Genomic DNA, 26,487 nt, shown 5'->3' with positions numbered 1-26,487 from the left:
CTCGCGCGGCTCACCCCTCGGCAACGACAGGCACAGGAAGCGCGATCTTCATGCTTGCGCCGCGCGCTGACGGTGCCGCGCACGAGATCGAGCCGCCATGTCCTTCGACAATCGACCGGCAGATCGACAACCCCAGTCCCATTCCCTCTGCTTTCGTCGTAAAGAATGCGCTAAAGAGTTTCGCCGCGACCTCGGGTGAAATGCCCACGCCGGAATCCTCGACCGTAATGGAGACGCGTCGCCCTTCCTCGATACGTGTCTGCAACCGGAGTTCGCGTGCCCGGTCCTGAATCGACGACATCGCCTGCAATCCGTTGACGGCCAGATTGATCAGCACCTGCTGCAATTGCACGCGGTCGCCATTCACCGTCAACTCGCCCGGCGACAGGTCCATCTTCACGACAGCGCCGTATCGCTTGACCTCGCGATCCAGCAAGTCGATCGTTTCGACGACGAGGCTATTGATGCCAAGCGGCGCAAACGTCGGTTCGCTCTTGCTGGCCAGCGCGCGTATCCGGCGGATGATCTCGCTCGAACGCCGCGCATTGCTCGCCATCGCTTCGAACGCGTGGCACGCTTCGTCGAGATTCGGTATGTCGCGCCGCAGCCAGCGCAGGCCCGCTTCGCCGTGCGTTGTGATCGCCGCGAGCGGCTGACTGACTTCATGAGCGATCGATGCCGCCAGCTCGCCAAGCATCGTGACGCGCGTGGCATGGGCGAGCTCGGTGGTCGAACGGTTCAGCGCTTCGTGTGTCTCGTTCAGCTCGCGCACCTGCTCCGCGAGACGTGCGCTGTCGGCTTGAATGCGTAAGGTCAGGGCCGTCGTCGCGATGATCGACAGACAGGCCACCGTGGCACGCGCGAGTGCGGAAAAAGACTCTTCGTCGAGATGCCCGATCAGAAAGCCGATCAGCGTCGCCCAGATGCACGCAATCGCGACGACCAGCGTGCCACGGCGCGACAGCACGGTGGCCGCCAGCATCACGACAATCGAGTACAACACCATGATCGCCGTGGCAAAGTGACCGAACGAATCGATCAGGAAGACCATCAGCGCCAGTCCACCCGCGAGCGCCAGCGTCAGTGCGGGATTCTGCTTGCCGAGGAAAGACACGCGTTCCATGTTCATGTCGAGAGCGGGAGAATTGGACTTGTCAAATCGCGCTCCAGGCGCGGGACGGCAGCGCGGCACAAGTCCGCGACGCCCTGCCTGGCAGCGCAGTTCACCCCGAATAGCGGTCCTTGCTTCGCACCGCCTCTCGTTGCAGGCAGTACAGCATGGCTGTCCGGGCGGGGCGCGATGCTTGCGTGATGGGTCACGAACTCTCGTTAACACGCCGTGCCGGCCTTTATTCCAGTGGCAGCAGTGAGACGTGCGACTCGGCAGGCGCTGAAAGCGGAATTGAAGCCGGCGCCTGTCGATGGCCGCCAATATGGCGCGCGCGCGTAACGCGAGCTTTCGTCGAGCGGGAGTTTTATCGGATTTGCACGGTAGCGTGCAGGCCGAAACGCGTTGAAGTCAGTTGCGCGTCGCAGTCAACACCGCGACGCGCAACCGCATTGAAAGCGAACGGCACATTGCGTGCCGCCAGCCGGACTCCATTGCTCAGGCGAGCACGTCCGAGAACACGCGGGTCGCGAAACGGTTCGAATCCGTTCCCGCATTGATCACGCCGACCGATTTCAGGTCGTCGGCATACAAAGCGATCTCTTTCTTGAACGCATCGCCGACGGGGTGATGATGGTCCGTGTGACTTTTCAGCATCGCCGTCAATTGCGCGACGTCCGCGCCCGGCGCATTCGCCGAGAAAATCGTCGCCGCCTCGGCGGGATGGTTCGCTGTCCATTCGGTCGCTTCGAGAAGCGCCTGCGTCAGCGCCTGCGCGGTTGCGCGGTCCTTGCGGATCAGCGAGCCACGCACGCCCAGCACGCAGCACACGCGCGTCGCGTACTCGCCGCACAGGTTGTTCGACACTTCCTGCAGATGATCGGTCTCGCGCAGCGTCCAGATGGTCGGATCGCCATCGGCAATGGCCTGCACTTCGCCTTTTTTCAGCGCCTCGCCGAGCAGCGTGGCGGGGTACTGGCGCCAGCGCACGTCGTTGTCGGGATCGACGCCGAGCTTCTTGAGCGTGATCGCAAAGAAGTTCTTCGCGGGGCTCGCCATATCGCTCACGCCGACCGTGCGCCCTTTCAACCCCTGCAGATCGACGATGCCCGATGCTTTGGTCGCGAGCAGCCGCATGCAGCCGCCGTGGATGCCCGCCGTCAGCTTCACGTCGAAGCCCTGCTCCAGTGGCTTGATCCAGCGCAGCGCCATGCCCACGCCCGCGTCTGATTTGCCCGTCGCAATCGCTTCGAGCAACTGGTCGGTCGAACCGGCGAAGTTGATCAGTTCGACATCGAGCCCATGCTTGCGAAAGAACCCCTGCTTGACGGCGACGGGCACGGGCGCCGTGCAGATCGCGCCTGCATTCCACGAAAGCTTGAGCGGCTTGAGGTTCTCGTCGGCGACGGCGCGCATGCCCGGCAGGAACGATGCGCCGCCCAGCGCGGCAGCGCCCGCCGTCCACGCGGTCTTGCGCAGCCATGCGCGGCGTGATGCGTTGGCGGGGGTTGGAGGGTCAATCCTGTCGTCGGTCTTCATGTCGTTGTTTTTCCAATGCGTAGGGTGGTGATGGGCAGCGTCACGCAACGAGGCCGAGTTGCGCCAGCACCTGGCGGCGCAGCGCAACCAGTTTCGGGTCGTCGCGGTGACGCGGATACGGCGCGTCGTTGCGCACTTCGGCGACGATGCGCGCGGGCCGTTCGCTCAGCACGATCACGCGGTTCGCCACGTACAGGGCCTCTTCGACGTCGTGCGTGACGAGCAGCACCGAGAAGCGCGCGGCCTGCCACAAGCGCACGAGTTCGCCCTGCATGCGGATGCGCGTCAGCGAATCGAGCTTGCCAAACGGCTCGTCGAGCACGAGCAGTTGCGGATCGTTGACGAGCGCGCGCGCCAGCGCCGCGCGCTGCGCCATGCCACCCGATAGCTGATGCGGAAACGCATCCGCGAATCTGTCGAGGCCGACCAGTTCGAGCGCGGCGTCGATGCGCGCCACCGCACTGTCGCGTGATGCGCGATCGCGTCCCGTTCGCTGCGCTTCGGGGCCAAGGCCGACGTTGTCGCGCACGGTGCGCCACGGGAACAGCGTCGGGTCCTGAAACACCACGACGCGCGACGGGTCCGGCCCGGCAATCGGCTCGCCGTTCGCATGCAAGGCGCCGTGAGCAGGCGTATCGAGCCCCGCGACGAGGCGCAGCAAGGTGGACTTGCCGCAACCGCTCGGCCCGAGCAGCGCGACGAATTCGCCGGGCTCGACCGTGAGGCTGATGTCGTCGAGCACCGCGAGCGCTTCGCCGCGCAACGCAAAGCGATGACTGACGTTGCGCACGTCGATGCGCGCGCCCTGCCGCGCATCCGTATGCGCGTGCGACGCTTGAGTAGCCGCTACCATTTGAGCAATCCTTTTTGCCAGGCCAACAGACGGTCTCGCACCTTGAACAGCAGCGTGATCAGACCGGAGCACATCAGCGCCATCACGAGCAGTGCGGCATACATGTTCGAATACGCAGCCCAGCCTTGCGCCCATTGCAGATACCAGCCGAGCCCCGCCTTCACGCCCATCATCTCGGCGACGATCAGCACGGAGAACGATGCGCCCAGTCCCATGAACAATCCGACGAACACCGACGGCAGTGCGGCGGGAATCGCCACGCGCAAGATCAGGAACGACGCGCGTGCGCCGAGCGTGCGCGCGACGTCGTAGTAAGCGGAGTTCACGCCGGCGACACCGGACCACGTGAGCACTGCAACGGGAAACGCGGTGGCGAGCGCGATCAGGAACACGCTTGCGCTGAAGCTCGATGGAAAGAAGAAGAACGCGAGCGGCAGCCATGCCGTCGCGGGCAACGGGCCGATCAGGCGCAGCACGGGGTGCAGCCAGTAACCCACGGCACGCGACCAGCCGATGCTCACGCCTGTCGTGAAGCCCGCCAGCGCACCGAGCGCATAGCCGTAAGCGAGCAGCACGAACGAATGCCCGACACTCGACGCAAGCCTCGGCAGATCGTCGAAATACACGGCGATCAGCGCCTGAGGCGGTGCGAAGAACGGTCGCGGCAGCCATTCGAGCTGCGCCGTGACGAGTTCCCACGCGGTAATGCCGATAGCCAGCGCGAGCAGCCACGGCCCCGCCGCGATCCATCTGTCGATGCTTGCACGCTTGGTGTCCGCGTGCGGCCTGATTGCGCCATGGCTCAGCCACGCGCGCGCGCCGATCGCCGCCGACAACGCCGCCAGCGCGAGTTTCAGGATCAGCAGTTCGCGCGTGTACGGCCAGTCGTCGGCCGCGGGCCACCATTGCGTGACGGCCGCGCCGCCCAGCCACGCGAGGGCCGCCAGTGCGGCGACGATCTGCCCGCGAAGGTCGCGCGGCGCAGCGGCAGCGTCTGCGTGCAGGCCCGCAAGATCGATTGCCTGAGTGTGTGAAGACATGTCGATACGCTCCTTGAATATTCGGCTAGGCGTTACCGATGGTCGTATCCGAGATGGCGCGCACGTCGATGCGGCGCGGCAGGATTGCATCGCGATACGCGGCGTCGGCTACTTTTTGCAGCGCCGCGATGTCGGCGTCGGAGACGAAGTGCTGTTTGAGCGACGCGCGCTTCGTGATCTGCTTCGCGGCGTCGAGCGGCGAGCGCGTGAGGGTTGCATAGATTTGCGCGTAGGCGTCGGCATTCGCGACCGCCCAGTCGCCTGCGCGCTGATAGCGCTGCAAAACATCCGCGATGGCGGCGCGCTTGCGTGTGTCGGCCAGCGCCGCGCCGGATGCCGTGATGAAACCAAGGCCGCTATTGATACCCGTTCCGTCGCGCAACACGCGTGCGCCGCGTTGCACCGCGATGCCGTAGTACGGATCGAACGTCGCCCACACGTCGATCGAGCCGGACGCGAATGCCGCGAATGCATCGACAGGCAAAATGAAGCGCACGGAGACATCGTCCTTCGACAATCCCGCTTCGGCCAGCGCACCGTATAGCTGGAACTGAGAAATGCTGCCGCGCGCCGACGAGACGAACACCGTGCGGCCCTTCAGGTCCGCGACCGTTCGGATCTTCGAATCCTGTGCGACGAGGATGCCGAGTTGCGCGCCCGAGCCAACCCGCGTTGCGACGATCTTCAAGGTCGGATCGCCGACAGCGGCCGCGAGCACGGGCAGGTCGCCGGCGGGCGCGAGATCGACGGCGCCCGCGCGCTGCGCCTCGAAAAGCGGCGCTGCGCCCTGGAAGTTGGCCCAGCGAAACGCGTACGGCGTGCCGTCGAGTACTTTCGCGGCTTCCGCGAGCGCACGCGTGCCGCCGGCCTGATCGCCGAGCACGATCGTGGTGGATGCCGCCTCGGCCGCTTGCGCGCCGCGCGCGGCTGACGCGGAAAACGCAGCGACGGCAGGCGCCGCCGCAAGCGCGCGAAGCACGCGCCGCCGCGCGGAAAAAGACGTTGAAACAGAAGCGCTCATAGGCCCTCGCAGTCGATATGCAGGCAAGCGTAGCGACGAAGGACCACCGTGAGAATTATTCTATTTATATATGTTTATCTCTTAGCAATATTTATGTTTTGCATCTTTTGAACGACGTGTCGAACGTGACGATCACCACGTCTATGCTTATCGGAAAGCGTGCAATCAATAGCTGAAACATTCGCTTAGGAAGCGCCGGTTCCGTTGCTACGATGGCGAACCGATCCATTGCTTCGCCCGATTCAACATAGAAAACGGAATACACGTATGGCGTCTATCACACGACGGGCTCTTGCCCGCATCGCGCTTGCTTCCCTGTTTGCGCTCACATCCGCGCTCACATCGGCGCAGAGCTTCGCGCAAACGTCCAACGCCAATGGCGCGCCTGTTTCGTTGCGTATCGGTTATCAGAAATCGTCGACGCTCATCACGCTGCTCAAGGCACGCGGCTCGCTCGAAAAAGCACTCGCGCCGCTCAACGTGCGCGTCTCGTGGAACGAGTTCACGAGCGGCCTGCCGTTGACGGAAGCACTCAATGTCGATGCCGTCGATTTCAGCGCCGATGTGGCCGACACCGTGCCGATCTTCGCGCAGGCCGCGCATGCGCGCTTCGTGTACGTCGCGCAGGAGGCGCCTTCGCCCGGCGCGCAAGCGATCATCGTCAAGAAGGATAGTCCGTTGCACGCGCTCGCCGACCTGAAGGGCAAGCGTATCGCGGTGACGAAGGCGGCGGGCAGCCACTATCTTCTGCTGGCGGCATTGCACAAGGCAGGCCTCACGGCGAGCGACGTCAAGATCAGCTACCTCACGCCCGCCGATGGCCGCGCAGCATTCGAGCGCGGCAGCGTGGATGCATGGATTACGTGGGACCCGTATGTCGCATCCGTCGACAGGAACGCCGATGTGCGCATTCTTGCGAACGGCGACGGCCTCGCTTCGTATCAGCGCTATTACCTCGCGTCGAGCACGTTCGCCGATGCCCATCCCGAAGTGGTCCAGGTCGTGTTCGATCAACTGAAGGAAGCGGGCGAATGGCTGCGCGCGCATCCCGACGACGCAGCCAGAACGCTCGCGCCAATATGGGGCCTCGACGCGAGCACGATCGAACGCGCGAATGCACGGCGCAGTTATCAGGTGCGAGCCGTTGCCGTGCAGAACTACAGCGAGCAGCAGATCATTGCCGATGCGTTCTACAAGAATGGCCTGCTGCCCGCGCGCGTCGAAACGAATCAGGCGCAGTTGTGGGACTTCGCTGCCAAACGGGCGAAAGCCATCGGCAGCTAAGGCATGAAGGACTAGCGCACGAACGGCGTCAACGCGCGCAGCCAGGTCACCACCGCCACCGCGCCGCCGTCGGGTTCGCCCACGGCACGCTCGCCGAGATAGCTCGCGCGCCCGACGCGCGGCATCATCGCAGCCGTCGATGCCGCGCCCTTCTCCGCCGCATCGACCGTTGCGGTCCATGCGGCAGCGAGCGGCTCGCCGCGACCCGTCGCTTGCGTGAACGCATCCGCGGCGGGACGCAGCGCATCGAGCATCGTGCGCTCGCCGGGTTGCGCGCCGCCTAGCTCGGAGATCGCCTTGACGGCCAGATCGAACGCAGCGGCCCATTCGGACACGGCGGGTGCAGTGCTCTCGCCGAGACGGCGCGATGCACGCAGCAACGCGGTCGCGTAGAACGGCCCGGAACTGCCCGCAATCGCACGACGCAGCGTGACGGCGAGATCGGCGAGCGCATCGGCCGCCGATGCCCATGCCGTGGCGGGCATCGCCAGCACGGCTTCGCCCGCGCGTTTCATGCTGGAACCGAGATCGCCGTCGCCCGCTTTCGAGTCGAGCTCGGTCAGACGCGCTTCGCCGTCGATCAAGGCGCGCGCAGCGGCGTCGAACGCAAGCTGCAACCGCGTGCGTTGCGCGGCAGGCGCGTTCGATGCAACGGCGTCCTCACTTGCGCCTGCTGCGATACCCGTCGCGCCGTCGACATTCACGCGTCCCTCGCCCGGCCATGTCGCGACCTTGGTCGGCGCGTCCAGTAGCGCAAGGCGCGCGTCGTCCACGCGCATCACCGAGATCGAACAGCCCGGCATGTTCAGCGCAGACAGCAGCGTGCCGCACCATGCGCGCTCGATACGCACTCCGCGTTGACGCAGACCATTGATCGCCGCGCGCGCGACGACGGCCAGTTCCATCGGCGTGGTCGCGCCCAGACCATTGACCAGCAGTGCAACACGCTCGCCGCTCGCCAGTTGCAGGTCGTCGGTGATCGCGGTGAGCAACGTGTCGGTCAGCTGATCGGCCGGCATCGGCCGGGTGCGTTGCACGCCCTTCTCGCCGTGGATGCCGAGGCCCAGCTCGATCTCGTCGTCCGCGAGACTGAAGCTCGACTGTTGCGTCGCAGGCAGCGTGCAGCCGTCGAGCGCGACGCCCATGGTGCCGATCGCGTCGGCCGCACTGCGCGCCATCGCCGCCACTTCCGCGAGTGTCTTCCCCGCCGCAGCCGCCGCACCCGCGATCTTGTGCACGAACACCGTCCCCGCAATGCCGCGCCGCCGCCCGCGCTCGACGGTATTGCGCAGCGACACATCGTCGGCCACTACGACGACTTCGACGGGAATCCCTTCGGCGCGCGCCAGTTCGGCGGCGAGGCCGAAATTCAGGCGGTCGCCCGTGTAGTTCTTGACGACCAGCAGCGCTCCGTTCGGTCCCGCCGACGCGCGAATCGAAGCAAGCACGGCATCCGTCGACGGCGACGTGAACACCTCGCCGCACACGGCGGCCGCCAGCATGCCTTCGCCGACATAGCCCGCGTGCGCAGGCTCGTGTCCGCTGCCGCCGCCGGAAATGACCGCGACACGCCGTGCATGCGGCGCGGGCAGATCGCGCCGCACGACGACGTTCGCGTCGCGCAGCAACGCGGTGTCGGGCGCGAGCATCGCGAGACCTTCGAGCATCTCGCGCACCACATGCGACGGATCGTTCAGCAGCTTTTTCATGGCCTGGAATCTCGGTGAATGCGAATTGGGATGACGGATAAAAGGTTGGGCCGCGAGCGGTCCGAAAGGGACACTTTAGCTTCAGCGCGCAGTCGACGCATTCGCCGGACCCTGCGTCTTGAGGAAATCGACGAACGCGCGCAAGGGCGCAGGCAGGTGACGCCGCCCCGGATAGTAGAGAAACGGCCCGGAAAACGGCTGCCACCACGGTTCGAGAATCGGCTCCAGCGCGCCGCTGTCCAGATGCGGCCGCAGCATCCCTTCGAACAGATGGATCACGCCGACACCTGCCAGGGCGGCGCTGACGGCAAGCTCGATGGCCGCACCCGGCCTGACCACCAGCGGTCCCGACGGATCGAGCCGCACCACTTCGCCGTTGCGCTCGAAATCCCACGTCGGCATCGCGCCGCCCGCGAACTGGCCGCGCAGGCACGCATGATCGAGCAGGTCACGTGGATGCTCGGGTCTGCCATGCGCATCGAGGTATTCGGGCGTCGCGGCCGTCGCGAAACGCTGCACGCGCGGGCCGATGGGGATCGCGATCATGTCCTGCTCGAGCCGCTCTTCGTAGCGAATGCCCGCATCGCAACCGATCGACAGCACATCGGCAAAGCCGTCTTCGACCACGACCTCGACGCGAATGTCGGGATACGCCTTCAGGAACGGCGCGATGACGGACGGCAGCACGATGCGCGCGGCGCTGGACGGCACGTTGAGCTTGAGCGTGCCGCTCGGCTTGTCGCGGAACACGTTGAGGACGTCGAGCGCCGCTTCCATTTCGCTGAACAGCGGCGTGAGCTTTTCGATCAGCCGCTGGCCCGCTTCCGTCGGCGCGACGCTGCGTGTGGTGCGGTTGAGCAGCCGCAAGCCGAGCTTCGTTTCGAGGCGGCGCACGGCGATGCTCAAACTCGACGCGGAGACGCCGCTCATGCGCGCCGCGTCGCGAAAACCGCCCGCGCGCGCCACCGACACGAAGGCGGCAAGGTCGTTCAGTTCCATGATGGGCCATTGTTCAAGATATTCAACAGCCCGTACACTTTAGATGGGTTTATTCAACAGCGCAATCCGCGCACACTGCGGCTCATCGACAACCCGGGAGCGCGCAATGCCGAACCTCAATTCCACCGATACCTTCCCGCTAGCCGGCCGTCCCGTTCGCCGCATGGGCTACGGCGCGATGCAACTGGCGGGTCCCGGTGTGTTCGGCCCGCCGAAGGACCGCGATGCGTGCCTCGCCGTGTTGCGCGAGGCCGTCGCTTGCGGCGTCAATCACATCGACACCAGCGACTTCTACGGGCCGCACGTCACCAATCAGATCATCCGCGAGGCGCTGCACCCTTATCCCGACGACCTGACTATCGTCACCAAGCTGGGTGCCGTTCGCGGCGACGACGGTTCATGGCTTCCCGCGCGAGAGCCGGACGACCTGCGGCGCGGCGTGCACGACAATCTTCGCAACCTCGGCCTCGATGCGCTCGATATCGTGAATATTCGCGTCATGGGAAACATCCACAGCCCGGCGGAAGGATCGATCGAGGAACAGGTCGTCGCACTTGCGCAATTGCAGCGCGAAGGGCTGGTGAAGCACATCGGCCTGAGCAACGTAACGGCCACGCAGATTGCGCAAGCGCAGCGCATCGTGCCGATCGTCTGCGTGCAGAATCACTACAACCTCGTACAGCGCGAAGATGATGCGCTCGTCGATCAACTGGCCGCGCAAGGCATCGCGTATGTGCCGTTCTTTCCGCTTGGCGGCTTTACGCCGATCCAATCGTCGGCATTGTCGGATCTCGCGCATACGCTAAACGCGACGCCGATGCAGGTCGCGCTCGCGTGGCTCTTGCATCGGTCGCCGAATATTCTGCTGATCCCCGGTACGTCGAAGGTCGCGCATCTGCGCGAAAACATGCAGGCCGCGCAGCTGCGCCTGAGCGACGCCGTGCTCGCCGAACTCGATGCGATTGGACGCACGAGTGGCGACCACTAAGCTCAGCGGCACGGTGAACGCATTGCGGGCTTCGTGGCTTCGTTGCTTCGCGCGGAGCCTGCAATGATGAATCAGGGCATGGCGGCCTCCAGCGCGTCAAGCGTCGGCTCATCCAGTTCGGCCGAAACGCCTGCGTCGTCATGGCGCGGTTTCTTTATGATGTATTTCTATGGGATCTTCTTCAGAGCGGCAACACATGTCCGCAAAGAACCTTCGGATACGCGCTTTTATCCATTGCGGAGTTCTTCATCAACACGCTCACCGGGCTTTCGCAATGAAGCTGCGAATGCGTGCGGGCCTGTTTCGATGCTCTTCAGTGGGCTAGCCCAAGGCATTCTTCTCACCCCACTATGTGCGGTAACGCACAGTGCCGCCTATCTGCAGAACGAGACGCCTGACGCATTTTCTGAAAGCGGCAAACTTCAGGCGCACACGACATCATTCTCTTAAAACATTCCACCCGTACATCACGCAGATCAACTGATTTGAACGCCGTAGTAATGCCTTTTTCCCGCTTGAGAAAGCTCGGCAAAAGGGCCATGCCTCGACTATGTTATGAGAGCACGTGAGCGGTGTATATCAGCGCGATCATTTGAATACGACTACGCCTGATCGTCTACGTTACATGCGGCCTGCCGCCAGCTCCCCCGGCCGCGCCGTGCGAAATCCGCTTGCCCCGCAACCGGGATGCGATCATGGAGAAGACTGCCGTGCAGCCGATCCACCACGTCGACAGGCTCTACGTCATTTCCGATCTGCACCTTGGTGGGCCGCCGGGATTCCAGATTTTCGGCTCCACCGAAGAACTGGCGGGACTCATCCGGCTGCTTGCCGATCAGGATCCCGACGATGAAGTGGCGCTCGTCATCAACGGAGATTTCGTCGATTTTCTCGCCGAAGAAAACGCGACCTATTTCGACCCGCACGGCGCCATTCATAAGCTCGAACGGATCGCTAACGACGACACCTTTCGTGCCGTCTTCAAGGCCTTTCCCTATTTTCTCGGCAAGGAGCGGCGGCGGCTGATCGTCAATCTCGGCAATCACGATCTCGAACTGGCCTTGCCTTGGGTACGCGAGCGCCTCGTGCAGATTCTGACGGGAGAACAGTCGGCGCTGTCCGGCGCGCATTCGCGCCTGTATCTGGTTTTCGACGGCAGCGGTGTGCTGTGCAGCGTCGGTGGGCGTTCGGTTCTCTGTCTGCATGGCAACGAAGTCGATCGCTGGAATCCGGCGAACTTCGAAAGGATTCGCGAGATAGCGCGCGACGTGCAGATCGGCCGGGCGGTTGAACCGTGGATTCCGAATGCCGGCAGCAAGATGGTGATCGACGTGATGAATCCCGTGAAGCGCGAGTTTCCGTTCGTCGATCTGCTCAAGCCGGAGCAGGCGGCCGTGGCGCCCACGCTCGCGGCATGCGCGCCGCAACTGGTCGGCGAGCTCGACCGGGCAAAGAAACTGGCGGCCGTCGCATTGACACGCGTATGGGCCGGTGTGCGCAAACCCGACGGCATGCTGGGTGTGCCCCAACCGGAAGACGCAGCGGCGCCCGCCGCTTTCGATACCGCGCGCGCGCCCATCGCCATGGCCGCGAGGTCGCGGCAGGCCGCGCATCAGGCACACGAACTGTTGCTGATGGCCGATGATCGGGCGCGCCGCGGCGTCACCGCCAACGACCTCGTTGCAGGCGTCGAGGGTCTGCAACTCGACGCGTTCGGCGCACTCGTCAAATGGTCTCGAAAGGAATCGCCCAGCGAAGTCTTGCGCGAGGCGCTCGAAAACCTCGACCGCGATCGCAGCTTCGAGATTGGCGAGCGCGACGACACCGCGCAGCAGCTCGATGCCGAAGTATCGCCCGACATCGATGTCATCGTGGCCGGTCATACCCATCTGGAACGCGCAATGCGTCGCAGAAACGGACGCGGCTGCTATTTCAACAGCGGTACATGGGCGCGGTTGATTCGCATCAAGGCCGAGGTCCGTGCCGACCCGCAACGGTTCGCGCAAGTCTTCGCGGCGCTCAGGCGCGGCACCATGGCTGATCTCGACAACGCAGAGGACCTGGTCATCAAGTCCTGCACCGTCGTGGTGGTATGGCGGGATGCCCCGGACAGTGTCAAGGCGGAGCTTCGCCACGTCAAAACCGTCGACGGTCAAACAGCACTCGACGCGGACCTGGCGGCAAGCCGCATGGAGATTCGATGATGCGCAAAATCACACTCGAATTACTCCGTCACGGGCCGCCTCATAATCAGTTGCTGTCGCCCCTTACCGAATACATCGCGCTGTGCGAAAACCATAGCGCCGTCACCTTCCACGTCCCGTTCGAACACAACCAGATGCTTTACCGGCTGCGCGCATTGAGCTATCAGCTCGGGCCCGAAGCCCGTGAATTCCAGATGGCGGATACCGCCCGTGTGCTGGGCCGGCTGCTTGGCGAGATTCCCGGCCTGACCGCCGATCTCAACCGGCAAAGAACGGGCACAAGCGACGGCGACACTGCCGAGCAGGTCACGCATCTGCGGCTGATCATTTCCGCGTCGGAACTCGCCTTGCTTCCCTTCGAACTGGCGACCGCTCCCAATGGCTTCCCCGGCGAAGGGCAAGCGCTTTCACTGCAAACCCAGCAGCCGGTCTGCATTACACGCGAGACACGGCGGGTTGCGCAGGAATACGTTCGCTGGCCGCGCAAACCACGCATTCTGTTCGCCTTCGCGTCGCCGCCCGACCTGGAAACGGTGCCTGCCGAAGCGCATCTGCTTGCGTTGCGCGAGGCGCTGGCGCCGTGGCTCGCGCTCTCGGACGACTACGACGACGAGCAGCGCCTGAAGATCATTGGTGACCGGCTGTCGGTATTGCCGAACGCATCCGCCGAGAGCCTCGAAGATGCCTGCGCGAAAAACGACTATACGCATGTGCACATTCTCGCGCACGGCGTGCAAACGAACACGCCCTATGACAGCCGCTTCGGTCTCGCGTTTCATGCTGACCGGCATGCTGACGGCGTCGAAGCGATTTCGGGCGATCGTCTGGCGACCATCCTGCGCACGCCGCGTCATGGCCAGCCGGGCCGCTTCACGCGGCCCGCCGTCGTGACGCTCGCCAGCTGTAACGCCGGCAACGTCGGCTCGGTGACGGGGGTTGGCGCAAGCATCGCCCACGCGCTGCACGAAGCGGGCGTCCCGCTCGTGATCGCAAGCCAGTATCCGCTGTCGTTCGGCGGCTCGGTGGTGTTCGTGAAGGACATGTACGAAGGCCTGCTGTGGGGAGAAGACCCGCGCAAGCTGGTTGTGGGCATGCGCAGGCGGCTGCATTCGTACTTCAAGGACAAGCACGACTGGGCGAGTATCGTCACGTACGCATCCTTGCCACCCAATTTCGACGCACAGCTGGTGGATGCACGCATCCAGCAGGCCATGGCCAGCGCCTTGATCGCGCTGAACATGGCCGACCGCGCAATGGGCGCTCATCCATGCCAGGAGCCGCAACTTCCGGCCACGGTGGCCCGCGTCGAAAACCTCGCGCACCGCGATACGCTAGCCAGAGCGCAGGAGCGGGTGACCGAGGCCAAGGCCCGCCTGATCGTGACGATGGGCGAGCATCCGGAACAGCAGGCGCGCATCCTCGAACTCCTCGCGAGTACCGAAAAGCGCGAAGCACAGATGATTTACCACTCGACGCAACAAGGCAAATTCGATCCCAACTCGAACGATGGCATGTTGCTGATCAGCAAGCTCGAAACATCGAGAAACCACTATTGGTCGAGCTACCTGAAGCAGCGCAAAAGCCCTTCGCAACTGGTTCAATTTCTTTCGCTGACACTTCTTCTGCAATGTCTCGGCCGCCTGCCAAGGCCACTCGATCAGCCCGGGCAGGATATGACGTCGATCTGGTTGAGCGCTCACATGCAATCGCTCAACGATGCGGATCACGGCGACGGGAGCAATCGCGCGTGGGCCTATGGCAATCTGATGGAACTGTATCTGATCGGGAAGTACATCGATGACCTGCCACCCGCTTATTGCGGAGACTCGCTCACAAGCAAGGCGCTTGAAGCGGCCCGCACACTGGTATCGTTAGCTGGCTCGACGTCGTTCGAAGTGTTCTCGACGCGGCGCCAGATCATGCGCTATCGCGACTGGTTTGTGCCGATGGTCTCAGGCGCATACAACATGCAAGCGCTAATCAGAGAATTACTCGAGGTTCTGCCCGCCTGTGACGAACCGGATTGGGACTTTTGACCTTACGCAGCGGTGCAACGCATCGCTCAGCCGTGTCGTCCTTCTTGCGCCATGCCATGAGTGGTTTGCTGAATGTTCTTTACCGCACACAACTTCGCAGCTGGCGGTCACCCCTCACTCGAAAAATCCGGATAGACGTCCTAACCTGAAATTTCCGACGCTTTAATAAAAGCAAAGGAAATGGCAGGTCAATTATCTACTGATAAAGGATGAGTTCGATCTGTTCTTTAGGCACTTCATCTCTTATGAACAGGCGTCTTCGCATACGCACCGCCTCCGCACGCACTCTCCTCGCCTGAAAGCGCAGGCGATCGAACTGGAATGCCGGGGCAGTCGCACACGGTCTACTTACCTGCTTGTCGAGGGGGCATCCGATGTCCTTCATATTCCGCTGGTCTCCCCTATTGCGCTGGACGACTTCGATCGCGCTTGCCTTGACCCTGGCCGTCGCGGCTTGCACGATCCAGTTGGCACCGGCCTATGACCCGGCACTGGTCAACGGGATGCGCGCCGTCAACAACGACATCATGCAACTCTACGCAACAACCGGGATGGGCGTCGACAAAGCGACGTTCCCGCAGCGCGTCGACGAATACAACAGGATCATCGGCGCCGTCGATGCACTTGCATTGGAGTCGCAAAGCCGCCCGGTCCCCGATAGCGCGATCCGGGACAAAGTCGAGCAGGCGCTCGGGCAATGGCTCGCATCGAACCCTGCGCCGCCCATGAGGCGCGACGAGGCGTTGAGCCTCGCAGCCGCCGAATGTGCCGATGCACGCAAGATCAAGCGCGCGCCTGACATCACGATGCCCGCGCCGACGGCCAAGGCGGACACCCGGCAGTACGTCCCTGCCAGCGCGATGGCGCTAAAACAGGTATCACGGGCCATGGCCTTGCTCAGAGATACCGACTGCGCACACGGATTGAATAATGGAGAAGTCGCGGCGAACAAAGGCTATACACAGTACTTCGTTTCAGAAGCTCTCTTTTATGAGAACTTCTTGCAACGTTGAAATCATTACGTTCAAGGAGTCGCCATGGCACTGGATCTCACGCAGGCAGCCGGCACGTTCGTGCAAGGCATTTCCTCGACGGTCAAAACGGTCACGGGTAGTGACATCACGTTGATCGCCGGGTTTTCACAAGCACAGTTGCAGGCTCTCGCGCAGCAGTCCGCACTGGTCGCGGGCATGATCGAGGCCAATGCTTTCACGGCCGCAGAGAAGATGTTCTATCTCGATGGACTCGATCAGATGGCGAGAGGTTTCGTGAATACTTTTGTGCAGATCGTCGAAGTTGAAATCGAAATGATCTACAACGCGGTCGTGAAAGCAATCTACGATTCCATTGGCAATCTGGCAGGCGTGACGCTGGCCGTGCCGCGCGCGGCCGTATGAGTGTTCGTACAACGGCCTGAACCTGCTGCGCGTTCGCCGCGGTCCCGTCAGTGGCGCATCCCCGCTCAACCCCCGTCGACAATCCGCAACAGGTCCGAAATCGCAACCGGTTTGACGAGATGATGATCGAAGCCGGCCGCCCGCCACGCATGCCCGTCGCGGGCTTGTCCCGGTTCTGAAACGGCAATGAGCACGGCACCTCCGCTAATCGGGTGTGCACGGATAGTCCGTGCAACCTGATAACCGTCCGGAGGGGCAATGCCCAGGTCGATGATCGCGACATCGAGTGCAATCTGCCCATTGAGGATCAACGCGGCGTTACCGGAGCGGGCGATATGCACCCCGTGCCCGTGCGATTCGAGCAACGCAGCAAGCGACGTGGCGTCGTCCAGTTTGTCGTCCACTATCAGGATGCTTCGAGCGCCGCCCTTGTTCACCAATGCGCCCTCGGCCCGTGGCGAAGAGAGCGACGCCGGCCCGATGAATTCGGGCAGACGCAGCACAAAATCAGCCCCCGTCCCCGCGCCCTTCGATCGGACCGTCACCGTTCCGCCATGTAGCGCGGCAAGCGCACGCACCAGCGACAGGCCTATCCCCAGACCGCCCTGCGACGCGGCAATGCTTCGCCGCGACTGGATGAACGGCTCGAAGATCGCTTCCTGTTCTTCCGGCAGGATGCCGACGCCCTGATTACGCACCCTGATCGACACCATGCCTTGCGACTGCCCGACGTCGATTTCAATATCGCTTTCGTCAGGTGCGTACTTCGTCGCATTGGACACGAGGTTGTCGAGCATCTGGACGACCCGCACGTCGTCACCAAAAACAGCGCAGGCCTCATTCTCCAGATGTATCGAAACCCGTTGCCGCCTCGCGTCGATATCGGGCCGGTTGGCCTCGACTGCCGCAGCGATGGCCAGACCGACATTGACGGAGCCGCGATCGATTGTGAGCCTTCCATGCGCCAGACGCGAAACATCGAGTAAATCGTCTACGAGGCGCGACAGGTGTTCCACCTGCCGCCCTACCGTTTGCCACGCTGCGCGCGTCGCGGCAGGGCTGGTCTGGAATCTCGGCTCCATCAGTTCCAGGGCGTTGCGCATCGGGGCGAGCGGGTTGCGCAATTCGTGAGCGAGTGTCGCGAGGAACTGGGACTTGCGCGCGTCCGCCTCACGAAGGGCGCGCTCGGCGCGCCACAAACGCAGCAGCGCGCGGACATTGGCGACAAGCTCAGGCGCTTCGACCGGCTCCGTCAGATAGCTGTCGGCCCCGCTGTCCAGGGCGCGAATCCGGTCCGAGGCGCTCAACAGGACCGCGGAGGTTTGCAGGACCAGTACCGACCGCGTCGAAGGATTCTGTTTGATCCGCTTGCACACATGCACGCCATCACTGTCGGGCAGCAGCACGTCGAGCAGGACCACGGCGGGTTTGCGCGATGTGACAAGCTTCAGCGCCTGTTCACCCGTCGACGCCTCGAGCACGTCGAAGCCCGCACGACGCAGCACACGCGTTTTCACAAGCCGCGCGGCATCATTGTCGTCGACGTTGAGAATCAGTTCCGACCAGCCGGCAAGCGGCGGGTCTGTTTCGGGTAGATTCTGCATGCACCATTGCCAGTCGTTGCCGGGGTGGCCACTATCACAAGAACGGGCCGGGCTTCGGCCAAGGGTAGCACGACAGCGAGCCAGATCAGTGCGTTATCGTCAGCGTTTCGGGCCTGCGCCCTGATTTACCGTGAAAGCCGTGTCATGTCACGATGTTCTGCGCACTAGTGCGAATGTCGATGGTGAACGTCGGGGAAATGTGCGTGCGAGTGGGTAATGGGCAGGTGCACATGGGGATGCGTGTGTGGCTCATCACCCGCATAGACAAAGTCGTGTTCGTGCTGGTGGTGTTCGTCATGACGATGCCGATGCGTATGCGCCAGCCGCTCGTGCGTGTGTTGATGTTCGTGCCGCTCGCGCACGTGCAGCCAGATACCCAGCGCCATCAAGGCCGCGGCGATCCAGAACGACAGATGCGGCAGTTCGGGCCAAATGACGAGCGAGAGGGCCACGCCGAAAAGCGGCGCGACGGAAAAATACGCGCCGGTGCGCGCCGTTCCAAGGTGACGTAGCGCAATCACGAACAGCACAAGACTTACGCCATACCCGGCAAGTCCCGTCGTCATGGCGGCGCCGACCATACCTGCAGCAGGCAGCGAGGCGCCCGTCGCGAACGCGATCGCGAGGTTCACCGGTCCGGCAATCAGCCCTTTCAGACACGCGATCACCATCGCATCGTTGGTCGAAACCTTGCGCGTGAGATTGTTGTCGATTGCCCAGCACAGACACGCTGCGACGATCAACAGCGCGCCACCGGGAATGCCTGCCCCGGCCGGTTGCCACGACAGCATCACGCCGCCGGCGACGATCGCCACCATGCCAAGGAATACCTGGACGTCGACGTTCTCGCGAAACACGACCCATGCGATCACGGCCGTCAGCACGCCCTCGAGATTCAGCAGCAATGAACTGGTCGCCGCCGGTGTGCCCGACAGCCCGAGCATCAGCAGCGCAGGGCCAGCGACGCCGCCAGCAGCAATGGCACCGAGCAGCCATGGCAGCTCAGCCCGGCTGATCCCGTGACGCGTGCCTTGTGTGGTGGACGTTCGCAGCCGCCGGACGATGATGCCGATACCGAGCCCAATGCCGCTGCCGAGATAGAACAGCCCTGCAACCAGGAAGGGTGACATTGACCCGAGCAGGGCCTTGGCGAGCGGCGTCGCCGCGCCAAAGAGCGCTGCGGCGGCAAGCGCGGTGAAGATCGCGCTGGAGCGGGAATTCATGGGATCCGAGCTGTGCAAGTGCACACTGAATGTCTGGATAACCAGTGTAGCGCACCGTCGGTTGCGTCGTTCGGTGAAGGTTGGTGGGGCCACTGCTCGCGAACGTGCCGGGGACGCCAGCGTCTCGCCCCTGATGTCCCGTGGTACCGCTCATGCCATAGATCATCGTGCCCGTGAGGCTGTCATAACTGTTGTTGTAGCTCGCCGTGTACGACTGCACGATCAACGGCGAAAACACCACGGACGAACCAAACGGATTGACGAACTGCTGCTTGATATAGGTAGGGTTGGTCTGCTCGCCGAGCTTCACCGTGCCGAATGCGCCCGTCAGGCCGACATAGGCATTGCGCGAGAACAGACCGTCCGTCGCGTTTCGTCCGTTTTGCCCCGTGTCCGGTCTAAAGAAGCGGCAGCCGCGGAGCGAGGCGTGCGTTTGCGGATCGAACTGGAGGTCGATACTGTCACGTCGATTCTCGACCTCGTTAGCGTGGGCATCGGGTACGCCGTGCTACCGCTGAACGCAACGACCAGCGACGCGCTCAAGCGCCGCTTTCAAGCGATGCGGATGACCGAGCCGACGCTGTTCAGCCGCCTCGCGATTGCCCCCGCGTGTGGCGGGTTATTCCATCACGGCAAATAGTGGATCAGCGCGATAGAAATGGCATTTCGCAGCGAATGAATCAACGCAACCGTCCAGAAGGCCCAGCCTCGACGCATTTGTTCAACGACGAATACATAGCCCAGCACGACACCAATGGGAAACGTCGTGAGCACGTATTTCCAGCTATAGAAATGCAATGAAGCAAAGAACGCTGCCGACAACACGATAGCCGTCCAGGGGCTGACACCGAATTTCTTGCGAAGCAGCGTGATGCATCCCCACTGGTTGAATGCCGTTTCAGCCAGAGGTGCGATCAGGCAACCGAGAATCAAGGCAGAGACGATGCCGTACGAACCCAAACCCGGTCCGCCTATCTGCTGAGCTGGGAAGAATACATCAGCAATATAGTCGAGCGGCAGAGGCAACAACTCCGTGGCTAACAGCGCCAGGGGAATCATTAGCCACGGCGGTGTATTTCAGTCCCGGTTCGAAATGTACCGCCAGTAAATGACGATGATCCCGCATTGGGTGATGGCATGCTCTACCCGTCTATTCTGGTTATGGGCCGCCCTTTATTCCCGCATCGCATTTTAATAGAGAAGACCCGAAGCCAAGACGGTGGACGCAACACCGTTACGTACTCCGGCGATCAATGGTAAGTGGTCGTAGACGACTGAAGCTTCGTCAACACACCGCTTTTGAACCGGAACCAGCCTTGGGAACTCTGCATCACGACTTCGTCGCGTTGCCAGAACACGCGCTTGACCGTCATGCGCTTATCCGAACGCTGCACGAGTGGCGGTTGATGGCGAAAGTCGTACAGCACCGGGCCAGCATCGGTCTGCACGAGCGAACGCGTGACAGTCTGACGGGCGTTGTCAACGTCATCGAAATGGGTCAGCGTGGTCGCGCCGAAGCGATCGAAAATGACTCGATCGAGCATTCCCACGAAATCGCGGTCTGTACGCGAGAATTGCAGTGTGCCCGAGGGCGTGACGAACGGGCCGGACGCGTTGCTTTGCGCATGAACGCAAGTCCAGACTGTGCAGGCTGCAAGTGCAGCGAGGAATAGTCGTTTCGGCCGCATGTCAGCCGCGCCTTCGCGACATAGCGGAATTGCATCGCGAAGTCAGGATGATAAATTGAATCATGATATGAATGAGGTGCAGGCAACCGCGAACACGCGAGAATATAATGCCTCCCCCAATATCTGTCTTGTCTGCTCCCTGCGACCGGCTTTTTAACGCAAGCCGCAGGCGGCCCGCTATTTCCTGTTCGCGCCTTCGTCTCGCGGGGTTGCCTTGGGCGCAGCCTTCCAGGTGGAAAGATTCCCAGCAGGAGACGGCTTTTTCGGCTGCTTAGGCTTCTTTGCCTCGCGATTACTGCGCAGTTGACTCTTTGCCATCATCATTCTCCCGTTACTCTACTGGCCGCGGATGCGGCCACGTTATCACCCATTCTGTGCGCATTTATCGTGGCTGTCGCGATCTGTTTCGTCGTAGGTCACGCCACCCACGGTGAAATTACGCATGTACGAACAGAATCGGTAAATCGCGCTCCTTGCGTAGAAATCGGTATAGATTGCGCGATCGGCACCGACAATCTGGAATCGCAGAGAAGAAACACGCAGACAGGTCAGCAATCGTTCGCGCTGATCGAACAATAGGATTACACTCGAAGCATCGTGAACGAAGGAGGCTCGCATGTTCGAAGCCACGCCTCAAAATACGTTCCGCGGCCTGCCGTTGACCGCAGAACAGGACGCGGAAGTGCGGCATTACATAAGAAAGAGAAAACAACGCAGCGCGCCCTGGAACACACCCGAACTGGACGCGATGCTCAACGACATGCTGGCACCTCCCGTCGAGGAAGACGAAGCATCCGATGCCGCATTCACTGAAACCAGGTCTGCCACAGAACGGGCGCTTGGGTCACTCGACGAGTCGATGGAACCCGTTGAAGCGAGCGAACAACGCAATGCCGCAATCGAGGCGGAGGGCATGAAGCGCCCAATGCAGTAAAACCCATTTATGCCGCAGCTTCAAAAACATTCTGCAACTACTTTCTGGAATCTATATGCAAAAGCAAACCAAGGTGCATCCGGCTCCTCCTTCAAAGCAAAGCGACTACGCCAGCCAGCAGGCGGCGCGTGTCTCCGTGCAACGGAAGGCGGAAAGCGAACGCGCGCAGAAGCGTCTTGAAATGGATGCCCGCCTCGATGTCAACGCAAGCAAGTGGCGGTATGTCTGCAACGGTGAATAAATGACAAAAGCCGGCGTGGTCATCCACTTTCCCAATCCGACCCGGATCCACGACGCGTCGAGACACTGCGTGTGTTTCTGGGGATATGACAAAGCTCGCGAGATAGCCTTCCAGGTCGATGACGGAGTGCTCGCCAGACTGAGCCCCAACAAGGATTCTGACGAATCCTCGTTGCTTGCCGCATTCGACCGCAACCGCGAAAGAATCCTGGAGATCGCGAGAACGGTTTATACGGGTGGCCCGCAAAACAGGTACACGATCTCCTGAGCAGGGAGATTCACTGCATACATGTGGAGCCGGGCGACGCTCCCTAATGTCGACGCCCGAGGTGCTTGCTGACAGAAAACTCGCTGGCAACCTCTCTGTGCACCTCGCTGACTGCGATGACGCCGTTACGTGCGTTTCGCGGCTCCCAGTCGATTCCAATGGCCTCGTCGGCCATCGCACCTCGCGGTATGAGAAACATCTGCAAGCCCTGCGTATAGCAGTCGTGATCTGGCAGGCGACGGTTGATCTCGTCCACGAATTCTTCCGGCGTGATGATGGGCTTTCCCATGTCCATGCTGTGCTCCCTCGCTGTATGCCCACATTCCATTGATCTGCATATCGACGCGTGAATGCGTTTGCGCCTCGGATGCGTCGTGTTCAGGATAACAGCGCATTCGCTGTTGCGGGTCATGATCTGTAGCCGGCAATCCGGATCGACCTGCCGCTTCGCCCGCTCGATACTCAACTACTACTGGAACGCGTCGCCGCGATAGCTCAGCGCTTCGAAGCGCATAGGCGCGCCATTGCGGCTGGTGAGGTCCTGCTGTACTCCCGTTCCAATGCTTGCGGGCAAACTGAGACGCACTGTCAAGTCGTGACCTGATTCGCCCCTATCATTGCGGCGATCGTGAGACAGGAGACGGGAACGGGTATGAGTGCAGACACGCTGGACTACGAAGTGCTGACACTGGTGATGGAAAAGCGGATTGCCAATCACGTGAAAGCCGCTAAACGGAAACGGTCACGAAATGAAGCAGCCGAACGGGTATTCTTTGCCGCTGCCGCGAACGAAGCTCTGTTCGTGTGGATGCTGTTGGCAAACCGGATGAACTCGGATCTCTATCTGGCTGATAAGGCGAGATTGACGCGAATGATCGAGGATGTAGTGAGGGATTGTGGGCAAGCCGTCGAAGCGGGGTTTCATCGCGAAATGTTCGCGGGTGCATGAGGTGCTGAAAGGGATTGTCCGGCGGCGCCGGGGGCGGTTTGGTTTGGTTTGGTTTGGTTTTCGCTGGCATCCGCGATTTGTTAGCTAGCTTCACGCGTCGCCCCTGTGCGGGGCGGCACCTACTTTTCTTTGCCGCCGCAAAGAAAAGTAGGCAAAAGAAAGCGGCTCACACCGCCAGCCCATGTTCTTGCCTGAGGGCCCCCAAAGGGTCTTACGCTTCACACGGCAATCACGTGACCCACGCTCGTTGCCAACGCTCTGAATGAGCGCCTCACCCGCTTCACACACCTGCGTTTCAGCACGCCGAGCCAGACAGTCTACCGCCGCCCAGGTGGCAAACTGTGTGTCGGCTTTCGCGCCATACGCGCACCACTCCGGACCGATAGCGCACGCCTCCCACCCTGTAAGAGCGCCAAGCCATACGACGCGACAACCTACACACAGTTTGCCACCTGGGCGGCCCATACCATTCGCCGCCGTTTGCCCGAGTACGGGTAATCGAAGCGGGTGAGGCACCTGTTCGAAGCGTTGGCAACGGGCACCAACCAGGGCCACTGGTGTGTGAAGTGTGGGGACGTTGGGGGCCCGTGGACAAACGTCAAGAATTGGCGGTGTGAGCCGCTTTCTTTTGCCTACTTTTCTTTGCGGCGGCAAAGAAAAGTAGGTGCCGCCCCGCACAGGGGCGACGCGTGGAGCACGCTAACAATTCGCGGATGCCAGCGAAAGCAAAAGCAAAAGCAAACCGCAGATGCCAGCGCAAAGGCCGAAAAGGCCAAAAAAAAAACACCAAACGGCAACGACTACGCCGCCCCCCTCCTAAACCCCGCCCCCGCATGCCGCGCAGGCAAACAATCCCCCTCCCCGAACAGCCTGTTCCGCAACGACCCATCCCCATACGCAGTCTTATAAAGACCCCGGCTCTGCAACTCAGGCACAACGAGATCAATAAAGTCCTCATAGCTTTCCGGCACAACCGTCCGGCTCAGATTGAAGCCATCAATCCCCGTCTCCTCGATCCAGCCCTGCAACTCATCCGCGACCTGCGCCGCACTGCCCACAATCGCCGGATACCTGCCGCCCAACTCGAACATCTCGAGCAACTTCCGCCGCGTCCACCCATGCTGCTTCGCCGTCCGCGTCGCGGACTCGATGGCATTGCCAGGCGCATAATCGACAGGCTCGTCAAGATCGTATTGCGCATAGTCAATGCCAGTACTGGCAGCAAAATGCGCAAGCCCCGCTTCACGGCTCGCATATCGCAAATAGTCCGCATACTTCTCACGTGCTTCACGCTCAGTAGTGCCCGCAACAACGGCCGCTCCGGCAAACACCTTAACGTCGTCCGGCCGGCGCCCGGCAAGCACAAGCTGCTCTCGCAGCGCCTTCACCGTTTCTCGCGCAGCATTCCGGTTCGGCGGCGAAATAAACACACATTCGGCATGACGCGCTGCAAAACGTTGACCACGCCCGGAACTCCCTGCCTGAAAGAGCACAGGCGTGCGTTGCGGCGACGGCTCCGCAAGATGGTAGCCTTCGACGTCGTAGTATCGCCCCGCATGCCGAACCTTATGCACCTTCGCGGAATCGGCATACACCCGCGCGCCCTTGTCGCGCCGCACGGCATCCGCTTCCCAACTGCCTTCCCACAGCTTGTAGAGCACTTCGAGATATTCGTCCGCGCGCTCGTAGCGTTCGTCGTGCGGAAGCTGCTCGCTCAGCCCCATCGCGCGCGCCGCGCTGTCGAGATACCCCGTGACGATATTCCAGCCGATGCGCCCTTGTGTCAGATGATCGAGCGTCGAGAAACGGCGTGCGAGCAGATACGGCTGTTCATAAGTGAGATTGACGGTCACCCCGAAGCCCAGGTGCTCCGTCACGGCAGCCATCGCCGAAACAAGCAGCAAGGGATCGTTGACGGGCAACTGGATCGACTCGCGCAAGGTCACGTCGACGTTGCGCTGATAAATGTCGTACACACCGACGATGTCGGCCAGAAACAGACCATCGAACAATCCGCGCTCCAGCGTGCGAGCGAGATCGGTCCAGTACGGCAACAGGCGATAGTCGGTCGACCGGTCGCGCGGATGCGTCCACAACCCATGGTTGATATGACCCACGCAATTCATATTGAACGCGTTGAGCAGAATCTGTTTCCTCGCCATTACAAGGCTCCATGCCGGGGCGGCAGCGTGTCGTTGAGATAGTAGTTGCCTACCGCGTGATACTTCCAGCGCACCGGATCGTGCAGCGTATGCGTGCGGGCATTGCGCCAGAAACGGTCGAGCCCCAGACCATCGAGCGTCGCGGAAGTACCGGCGAGTTCGAACAGACGCGAGCCCGCATCCAGCGATACGGTCGTGGTGAGCGCACGCGCCTCCGCGACGGCAACCGATGCCTGCGCCACCGAGCGCTCCGTCGGCCCGGCCTGCGCGGCATCGACAAAGCGTGCCGCGCGGCGCAGCAATGCCTGCGCCGCGCGCAGGCGCACTGCGAGGTCGCCGAACTGCGCGATGGTCAGCGGGTCGTCGGCGGCGCGCGCAATCTTTGCGTCGATCCACGGTCGGGAATGCTCCCGCACGAACTGCAATGCGGCCTGGAACGCGCCGCGCGCCTGGCCGAGATCGATCGCTGCGTGAATGATCTGCGCGAGCGGTCCGATCGTCGTCGGACGCTCGAACGATGCCTGAAACGGAACGACCCATTCCGGCTCGACACGCACGTGATTGAACTGCACCGACCCGCTGCCCGTGACGCGCTGACCAAAGCCATCCCAGTCGTCGATCACCTCGACGCCGTCGGCGTCGCGCGGCACGAAAGCGAGCCACGTGATGTCGCGCCCTTTCTCCTCCGTGATCACCAGCGTGGGAATCCAGTGCGCGTACAGTGCACCCGTGCAATAGAACTTGCGGCCGTCGATATGCCATCCGGCCGCCGTGCGCGCCAGCCGCGTGCGGCGTTTGAAGTCCTTGTGGCCGGTTTCGGCGAGCGCGTTGCCGAAGCGCTCGCCAGCCAGTACGCGATCGTAGAAAAAGCGCTGCTGTTCGCTGCTGCCGCCGACGCGCAGCACTTCGAGCGCGTAGTAATGATTTTGCGGAATCTGGCCGAGCGAGCCGTCTGCCGCGGAAATCGTCGCGGTCACTTCCGCGAGCGTCCCGCTGCTCACGCCCGCGCCGCCGAAGTCGCGCGGCACGGTGATGCCCCACAGCCCGCTCGCCACGAACGCGTCAAGCTCGGCCCACGGCAACCGCCGCTCGCGATCGCGTAACGCTGCATCGGGGGCGAACGCCTCAGCGAGTTGCTTTGCGATACGCAGCGCGTGCGCGTCGTCGGCAATGCGGTCGGGCATCACCCGACCCGTGCGCGTGGTATCGCGCGTCTCTTCAGAAATATCGAGGCTCATGCT

Annotated in this window: 26 protein-coding genes and 1 pseudogene; 12 read left to right on the top strand and 15 right to left on the bottom strand. The window is 62.3% G+C overall.

Translation table 11 applies throughout. The annotated features are described in order from the left end of the window. Positions 1–10 precede the first annotated feature (10 nt). From C2L66_RS32395 to C2L66_RS32375, 5 genes are all read right to left on the bottom strand, one after another. Complete coding sequence (locus C2L66_RS32395; protein ID WP_233445091.1) at positions 11–1,123, bottom strand: sensor histidine kinase; 1,113 nt, start codon at positions 1,121–1,123, stop codon at positions 11–13. 483 nt (positions 1,124–1,606) lie between these two features. Further along, complete coding sequence (locus C2L66_RS32390) at positions 1,607–2,647, bottom strand: ABC transporter substrate-binding protein (RefSeq protein ID WP_060607535.1); 1,041 nt, start codon at positions 2,645–2,647, stop codon at positions 1,607–1,609. 40 nt (positions 2,648–2,687) lie between these two features. Further along, the gene (locus C2L66_RS32385; protein ID WP_060607532.1) at positions 2,688–3,500 is read right to left on the bottom strand and encodes an ABC transporter ATP-binding protein; all 813 of its coding nucleotides are present in this window, start codon (positions 3,498–3,500) and stop codon (positions 2,688–2,690) included. Next, positions 3,494–4,540 carry an ABC transporter permease gene (locus C2L66_RS32380; RefSeq protein ID WP_060607529.1) on the bottom strand — a complete coding sequence of 349 codons (1,047 nt, stop codon included), beginning with the start codon at positions 4,538–4,540 and terminating at the stop codon, positions 3,494–3,496. Before C2L66_RS32380 ends, C2L66_RS32385 begins: the two co-directional genes overlap by 7 nt. Before the next feature lie 25 nt (positions 4,541–4,565). Beyond that, the gene (locus tag C2L66_RS32375) at positions 4,566–5,561 is read right to left on the bottom strand and encodes an ABC transporter substrate-binding protein (protein WP_060607527.1); all 996 of its coding nucleotides are present in this window, start codon (positions 5,559–5,561) and stop codon (positions 4,566–4,568) included. Positions 5,562–5,828: 267 nt separating this feature from the next. Between C2L66_RS32375 and C2L66_RS32370 the strand changes: the two genes are divergently transcribed. Continuing rightward, on the top strand, positions 5,829–6,845 hold the full coding sequence (locus tag C2L66_RS32370) for an aliphatic sulfonate ABC transporter substrate-binding protein (RefSeq protein ID WP_060607524.1): 1,017 nt from the start codon (positions 5,829–5,831) through the stop codon (positions 6,843–6,845). A gap of 11 nt (positions 6,846–6,856) precedes the next feature. On the opposite strand, the gene C2L66_RS32365 is transcribed toward C2L66_RS32370, so the two are convergent. Together C2L66_RS32365 and C2L66_RS32360 are read right to left on the bottom strand one after the other, a co-directional pair. After that, complete coding sequence (locus C2L66_RS32365) at positions 6,857–8,554, bottom strand: dihydroxyacetone kinase family protein (RefSeq protein WP_060607520.1); 1,698 nt, start codon at positions 8,552–8,554, stop codon at positions 6,857–6,859. A gap of 81 nt (positions 8,555–8,635) precedes the next feature. Then, the gene (locus tag C2L66_RS32360; RefSeq protein WP_054931895.1) at positions 8,636–9,553 is read right to left on the bottom strand and encodes a LysR family transcriptional regulator; all 918 of its coding nucleotides are present in this window, start codon (positions 9,551–9,553) and stop codon (positions 8,636–8,638) included. A gap of 106 nt (positions 9,554–9,659) precedes the next feature. On the opposite strand from C2L66_RS32360, the gene C2L66_RS32355 reads away from it, so the two are divergent. From C2L66_RS32355 to C2L66_RS32330, 6 genes are all read left to right on the top strand, one after another. Then, on the top strand, positions 9,660–10,541 hold the full coding sequence (locus C2L66_RS32355) for an aldo/keto reductase family oxidoreductase (RefSeq protein ID WP_060607518.1): 882 nt from the start codon (positions 9,660–9,662) through the stop codon (positions 10,539–10,541). Between the two features lie 63 nt (positions 10,542–10,604). Next, the gene (locus C2L66_RS40950) at positions 10,605–10,991 is read left to right on the top strand and encodes a hypothetical protein (protein ID WP_148654634.1); all 387 of its coding nucleotides are present in this window, start codon (positions 10,605–10,607) and stop codon (positions 10,989–10,991) included. A 245-nt stretch (positions 10,992–11,236) separates the two neighbouring features. Next, positions 11,237–12,745 carry a metallophosphoesterase gene (locus tag C2L66_RS32350; protein WP_060607515.1) on the top strand — a complete coding sequence of 503 codons (1,509 nt, stop codon included), beginning with the start codon at positions 11,237–11,239 and terminating at the stop codon, positions 12,743–12,745. Further along, on the top strand, positions 12,742–14,781 hold the full coding sequence (locus C2L66_RS32345; RefSeq protein ID WP_060607512.1) for a CHAT domain-containing protein: 2,040 nt from the start codon (positions 12,742–12,744) through the stop codon (positions 14,779–14,781). Before C2L66_RS32350 ends, C2L66_RS32345 begins: the two co-directional genes overlap by 4 nt. A gap of 434 nt (positions 14,782–15,215) precedes the next feature. After that, positions 15,216–15,794 (top strand): hypothetical protein, encoded by a 579-nt coding sequence (locus C2L66_RS32335; protein ID WP_224100655.1) that lies wholly within the window; start codon positions 15,216–15,218, stop codon positions 15,792–15,794. A 24-nt stretch (positions 15,795–15,818) separates the two neighbouring features. Next, complete coding sequence (locus tag C2L66_RS32330; protein ID WP_060607506.1) at positions 15,819–16,178, top strand: hypothetical protein; 360 nt, start codon at positions 15,819–15,821, stop codon at positions 16,176–16,178. 65 nt (positions 16,179–16,243) lie between these two features. On the opposite strand, the gene C2L66_RS32325 is transcribed toward C2L66_RS32330, so the two are convergent. The 3 genes and pseudogenes from C2L66_RS32325 to C2L66_RS32315 all read right to left on the bottom strand — a co-directional run. Further along, on the bottom strand, positions 16,244–17,782 hold the full coding sequence (locus C2L66_RS32325) for an ATP-binding response regulator (RefSeq protein WP_060607503.1): 1,539 nt from the start codon (positions 17,780–17,782) through the stop codon (positions 16,244–16,246). A gap of 164 nt (positions 17,783–17,946) precedes the next feature. Beyond that, on the bottom strand, positions 17,947–19,005 hold the full coding sequence (locus tag C2L66_RS32320) for a DMT family transporter (protein ID WP_060607500.1): 1,059 nt from the start codon (positions 19,003–19,005) through the stop codon (positions 17,947–17,949). An 85-nt stretch (positions 19,006–19,090) separates the two neighbouring features. Further along, positions 19,091–19,411: pseudogene (locus C2L66_RS32315) on the bottom strand (porin); the annotation flags it as partial. Between the two features lie 21 nt (positions 19,412–19,432). Between C2L66_RS32315 and C2L66_RS32310 the strand changes: the two are divergent. Next, on the top strand, positions 19,433–19,645 hold the full coding sequence (locus tag C2L66_RS32310; RefSeq protein ID WP_054931887.1) for a type 2 periplasmic-binding domain-containing protein: 213 nt from the start codon (positions 19,433–19,435) through the stop codon (positions 19,643–19,645). Here the strand turns inward: C2L66_RS32310 and C2L66_RS32305 are convergent. Continuing rightward, the gene (locus tag C2L66_RS32305) at positions 19,633–20,064 is read right to left on the bottom strand and encodes a CPBP family intramembrane glutamic endopeptidase (protein WP_060607496.1); all 432 of its coding nucleotides are present in this window, start codon (positions 20,062–20,064) and stop codon (positions 19,633–19,635) included. The two genes, C2L66_RS32310 and C2L66_RS32305, sit on opposite strands and share 13 nt — an antisense overlap. Before the next feature lie 191 nt (positions 20,065–20,255). After that, complete coding sequence (locus tag C2L66_RS32300) at positions 20,256–20,693, bottom strand: hypothetical protein (protein ID WP_054931885.1); 438 nt, start codon at positions 20,691–20,693, stop codon at positions 20,256–20,258. 616 nt (positions 20,694–21,309) lie between these two features. Between C2L66_RS32300 and C2L66_RS32295 the strand changes: the two genes are divergently transcribed. Genes C2L66_RS32295 through C2L66_RS32285 form a run of 3 tightly spaced genes read left to right on the top strand, consistent with a single transcriptional unit; the run spans position 21,310 to position 22,135 of the window. Then, positions 21,310–21,627 (top strand): hypothetical protein, encoded by a 318-nt coding sequence (locus C2L66_RS32295; RefSeq protein WP_054931884.1) that lies wholly within the window; start codon positions 21,310–21,312, stop codon positions 21,625–21,627. Positions 21,628–21,682: 55 nt separating this feature from the next. Then, complete coding sequence (locus tag C2L66_RS32290; RefSeq protein ID WP_054931883.1) at positions 21,683–21,868, top strand: hypothetical protein; 186 nt, start codon at positions 21,683–21,685, stop codon at positions 21,866–21,868. Next, positions 21,869–22,135, top strand: coding sequence for a DUF1488 family protein (locus C2L66_RS32285; protein ID WP_054931882.1), 267 nt, complete (start codon positions 21,869–21,871; stop codon positions 22,133–22,135). A 43-nt stretch (positions 22,136–22,178) separates the two neighbouring features. On the opposite strand, the gene C2L66_RS32280 is transcribed toward C2L66_RS32285, so the two are convergent. Further along, the gene (locus C2L66_RS32280) at positions 22,179–22,430 is read right to left on the bottom strand and encodes a hypothetical protein (protein WP_054931917.1); all 252 of its coding nucleotides are present in this window, start codon (positions 22,428–22,430) and stop codon (positions 22,179–22,181) included. Between the two features lie 357 nt (positions 22,431–22,787). Here C2L66_RS32280 and C2L66_RS32275 point away from each other — a divergent pair, with 357 nt between their 5' ends. Continuing rightward, positions 22,788–23,084, top strand: coding sequence for a hypothetical protein (locus C2L66_RS32275; protein WP_060607489.1), 297 nt, complete (start codon positions 22,788–22,790; stop codon positions 23,082–23,084). An 800-nt stretch (positions 23,085–23,884) separates the two neighbouring features. Here C2L66_RS32275 and C2L66_RS32270 read toward each other — a convergent pair. Continuing rightward, positions 23,885–25,246 carry an LLM class flavin-dependent oxidoreductase gene (locus C2L66_RS32270; RefSeq protein ID WP_060607487.1) on the bottom strand — a complete coding sequence of 454 codons (1,362 nt, stop codon included), beginning with the start codon at positions 25,244–25,246 and terminating at the stop codon, positions 23,885–23,887. Next, positions 25,246–26,484, bottom strand: a complete 1,239-nt coding sequence (locus C2L66_RS32265; protein ID WP_060607485.1) for an SfnB family sulfur acquisition oxidoreductase — start codon at positions 26,482–26,484, stop codon at positions 25,246–25,248. The genes C2L66_RS32270 and C2L66_RS32265 overlap by 1 nt, the downstream gene beginning before the upstream one ends. Between the last annotated feature and the right edge of the window lie 3 nt (positions 26,485–26,487).

It is taken from the genome of Paraburkholderia caribensis (assembly GCF_002902945.1).
Taxonomy (GTDB): Bacteria; Pseudomonadota; Gammaproteobacteria; order Burkholderiales; family Burkholderiaceae; genus Paraburkholderia; species Paraburkholderia caribensis.
The sequence above is the reverse complement of the archived record's forward strand: the minus strand, read 5'-3'. Positions and strand labels throughout refer to the sequence as shown.

What these genes read in the sequence shown, in the direction of transcription:
- C2L66_RS32395 (WP_233445091.1), bottom strand. Translation starts at nt 1,123, where the DNA reads ATGGAACGCGTGTCTTTCCTCGGCAAGCAGAATCCCGCACTGACGCTG.
- C2L66_RS32390 (WP_060607535.1), bottom strand. Translation starts at nt 2,647, where the DNA reads ATGAAGACCGACGACAGGATTGACCCTCCAACCCCCGCCAACGCATCA.
- C2L66_RS32385 (WP_060607532.1), bottom strand. Translation starts at nt 3,500, where the DNA reads ATGGTAGCGGCTACTCAAGCGTCGCACGCGCATACGGATGCGCGGCAG.
- C2L66_RS32380 (WP_060607529.1), bottom strand. Translation starts at nt 4,540, where the DNA reads ATGTCTTCACACACTCAGGCAATCGATCTTGCGGGCCTGCACGCAGAC.
- C2L66_RS32375 (WP_060607527.1), bottom strand. Translation starts at nt 5,561, where the DNA reads ATGAGCGCTTCTGTTTCAACGTCTTTTTCCGCGCGGCGGCGCGTGCTT.
- C2L66_RS32370 (WP_060607524.1), top strand. Translation starts at nt 5,829, where the DNA reads ATGGCGTCTATCACACGACGGGCTCTTGCCCGCATCGCGCTTGCTTCC.
- C2L66_RS32365 (WP_060607520.1), bottom strand. Translation starts at nt 8,554, where the DNA reads ATGAAAAAGCTGCTGAACGATCCGTCGCATGTGGTGCGCGAGATGCTC.
- C2L66_RS32360 (WP_054931895.1), bottom strand. Translation starts at nt 9,553, where the DNA reads ATGGAACTGAACGACCTTGCCGCCTTCGTGTCGGTGGCGCGCGCGGGC.
- C2L66_RS32355 (WP_060607518.1), top strand. Translation starts at nt 9,660, where the DNA reads ATGCCGAACCTCAATTCCACCGATACCTTCCCGCTAGCCGGCCGTCCC.
- C2L66_RS40950 (WP_148654634.1), top strand. Translation starts at nt 10,605, where the DNA reads ATGATGAATCAGGGCATGGCGGCCTCCAGCGCGTCAAGCGTCGGCTCA.
- C2L66_RS32350 (WP_060607515.1), top strand. Translation starts at nt 11,237, where the DNA reads ATGGAGAAGACTGCCGTGCAGCCGATCCACCACGTCGACAGGCTCTAC.
- C2L66_RS32345 (WP_060607512.1), top strand. Translation starts at nt 12,742, where the DNA reads ATGATGCGCAAAATCACACTCGAATTACTCCGTCACGGGCCGCCTCAT.
- C2L66_RS32330 (WP_060607506.1), top strand. Translation starts at nt 15,819, where the DNA reads ATGGCACTGGATCTCACGCAGGCAGCCGGCACGTTCGTGCAAGGCATT.
- C2L66_RS32325 (WP_060607503.1), bottom strand. Translation starts at nt 17,782, where the DNA reads ATGCAGAATCTACCCGAAACAGACCCGCCGCTTGCCGGCTGGTCGGAA.
- C2L66_RS32320 (WP_060607500.1), bottom strand. Translation starts at nt 19,005, where the DNA reads ATGAATTCCCGCTCCAGCGCGATCTTCACCGCGCTTGCCGCCGCAGCG.
- C2L66_RS32305 (WP_060607496.1), bottom strand. Translation starts at nt 20,064, where the DNA reads ATGATTCCCCTGGCGCTGTTAGCCACGGAGTTGTTGCCTCTGCCGCTC.
- C2L66_RS32300 (WP_054931885.1), bottom strand. Translation starts at nt 20,693, where the DNA reads ATGCGGCCGAAACGACTATTCCTCGCTGCACTTGCAGCCTGCACAGTC.
- C2L66_RS32295 (WP_054931884.1), top strand. Translation starts at nt 21,310, where the DNA reads ATGTTCGAAGCCACGCCTCAAAATACGTTCCGCGGCCTGCCGTTGACC.
- C2L66_RS32290 (WP_054931883.1), top strand. Translation starts at nt 21,683, where the DNA reads ATGCAAAAGCAAACCAAGGTGCATCCGGCTCCTCCTTCAAAGCAAAGC.
- C2L66_RS32285 (WP_054931882.1), top strand. Translation starts at nt 21,869, where the DNA reads ATGACAAAAGCCGGCGTGGTCATCCACTTTCCCAATCCGACCCGGATC.
- C2L66_RS32280 (WP_054931917.1), bottom strand. Translation starts at nt 22,430, where the DNA reads ATGGACATGGGAAAGCCCATCATCACGCCGGAAGAATTCGTGGACGAG.
- C2L66_RS32275 (WP_060607489.1), top strand. Translation starts at nt 22,788, where the DNA reads ATGAGTGCAGACACGCTGGACTACGAAGTGCTGACACTGGTGATGGAA.
- C2L66_RS32270 (WP_060607487.1), bottom strand. Translation starts at nt 25,246, where the DNA reads ATGGCGAGGAAACAGATTCTGCTCAACGCGTTCAATATGAATTGCGTG.
- C2L66_RS32265 (WP_060607485.1), bottom strand. Translation starts at nt 26,484, where the DNA reads ATGAGCCTCGATATTTCTGAAGAGACGCGCGATACCACGCGCACGGGT.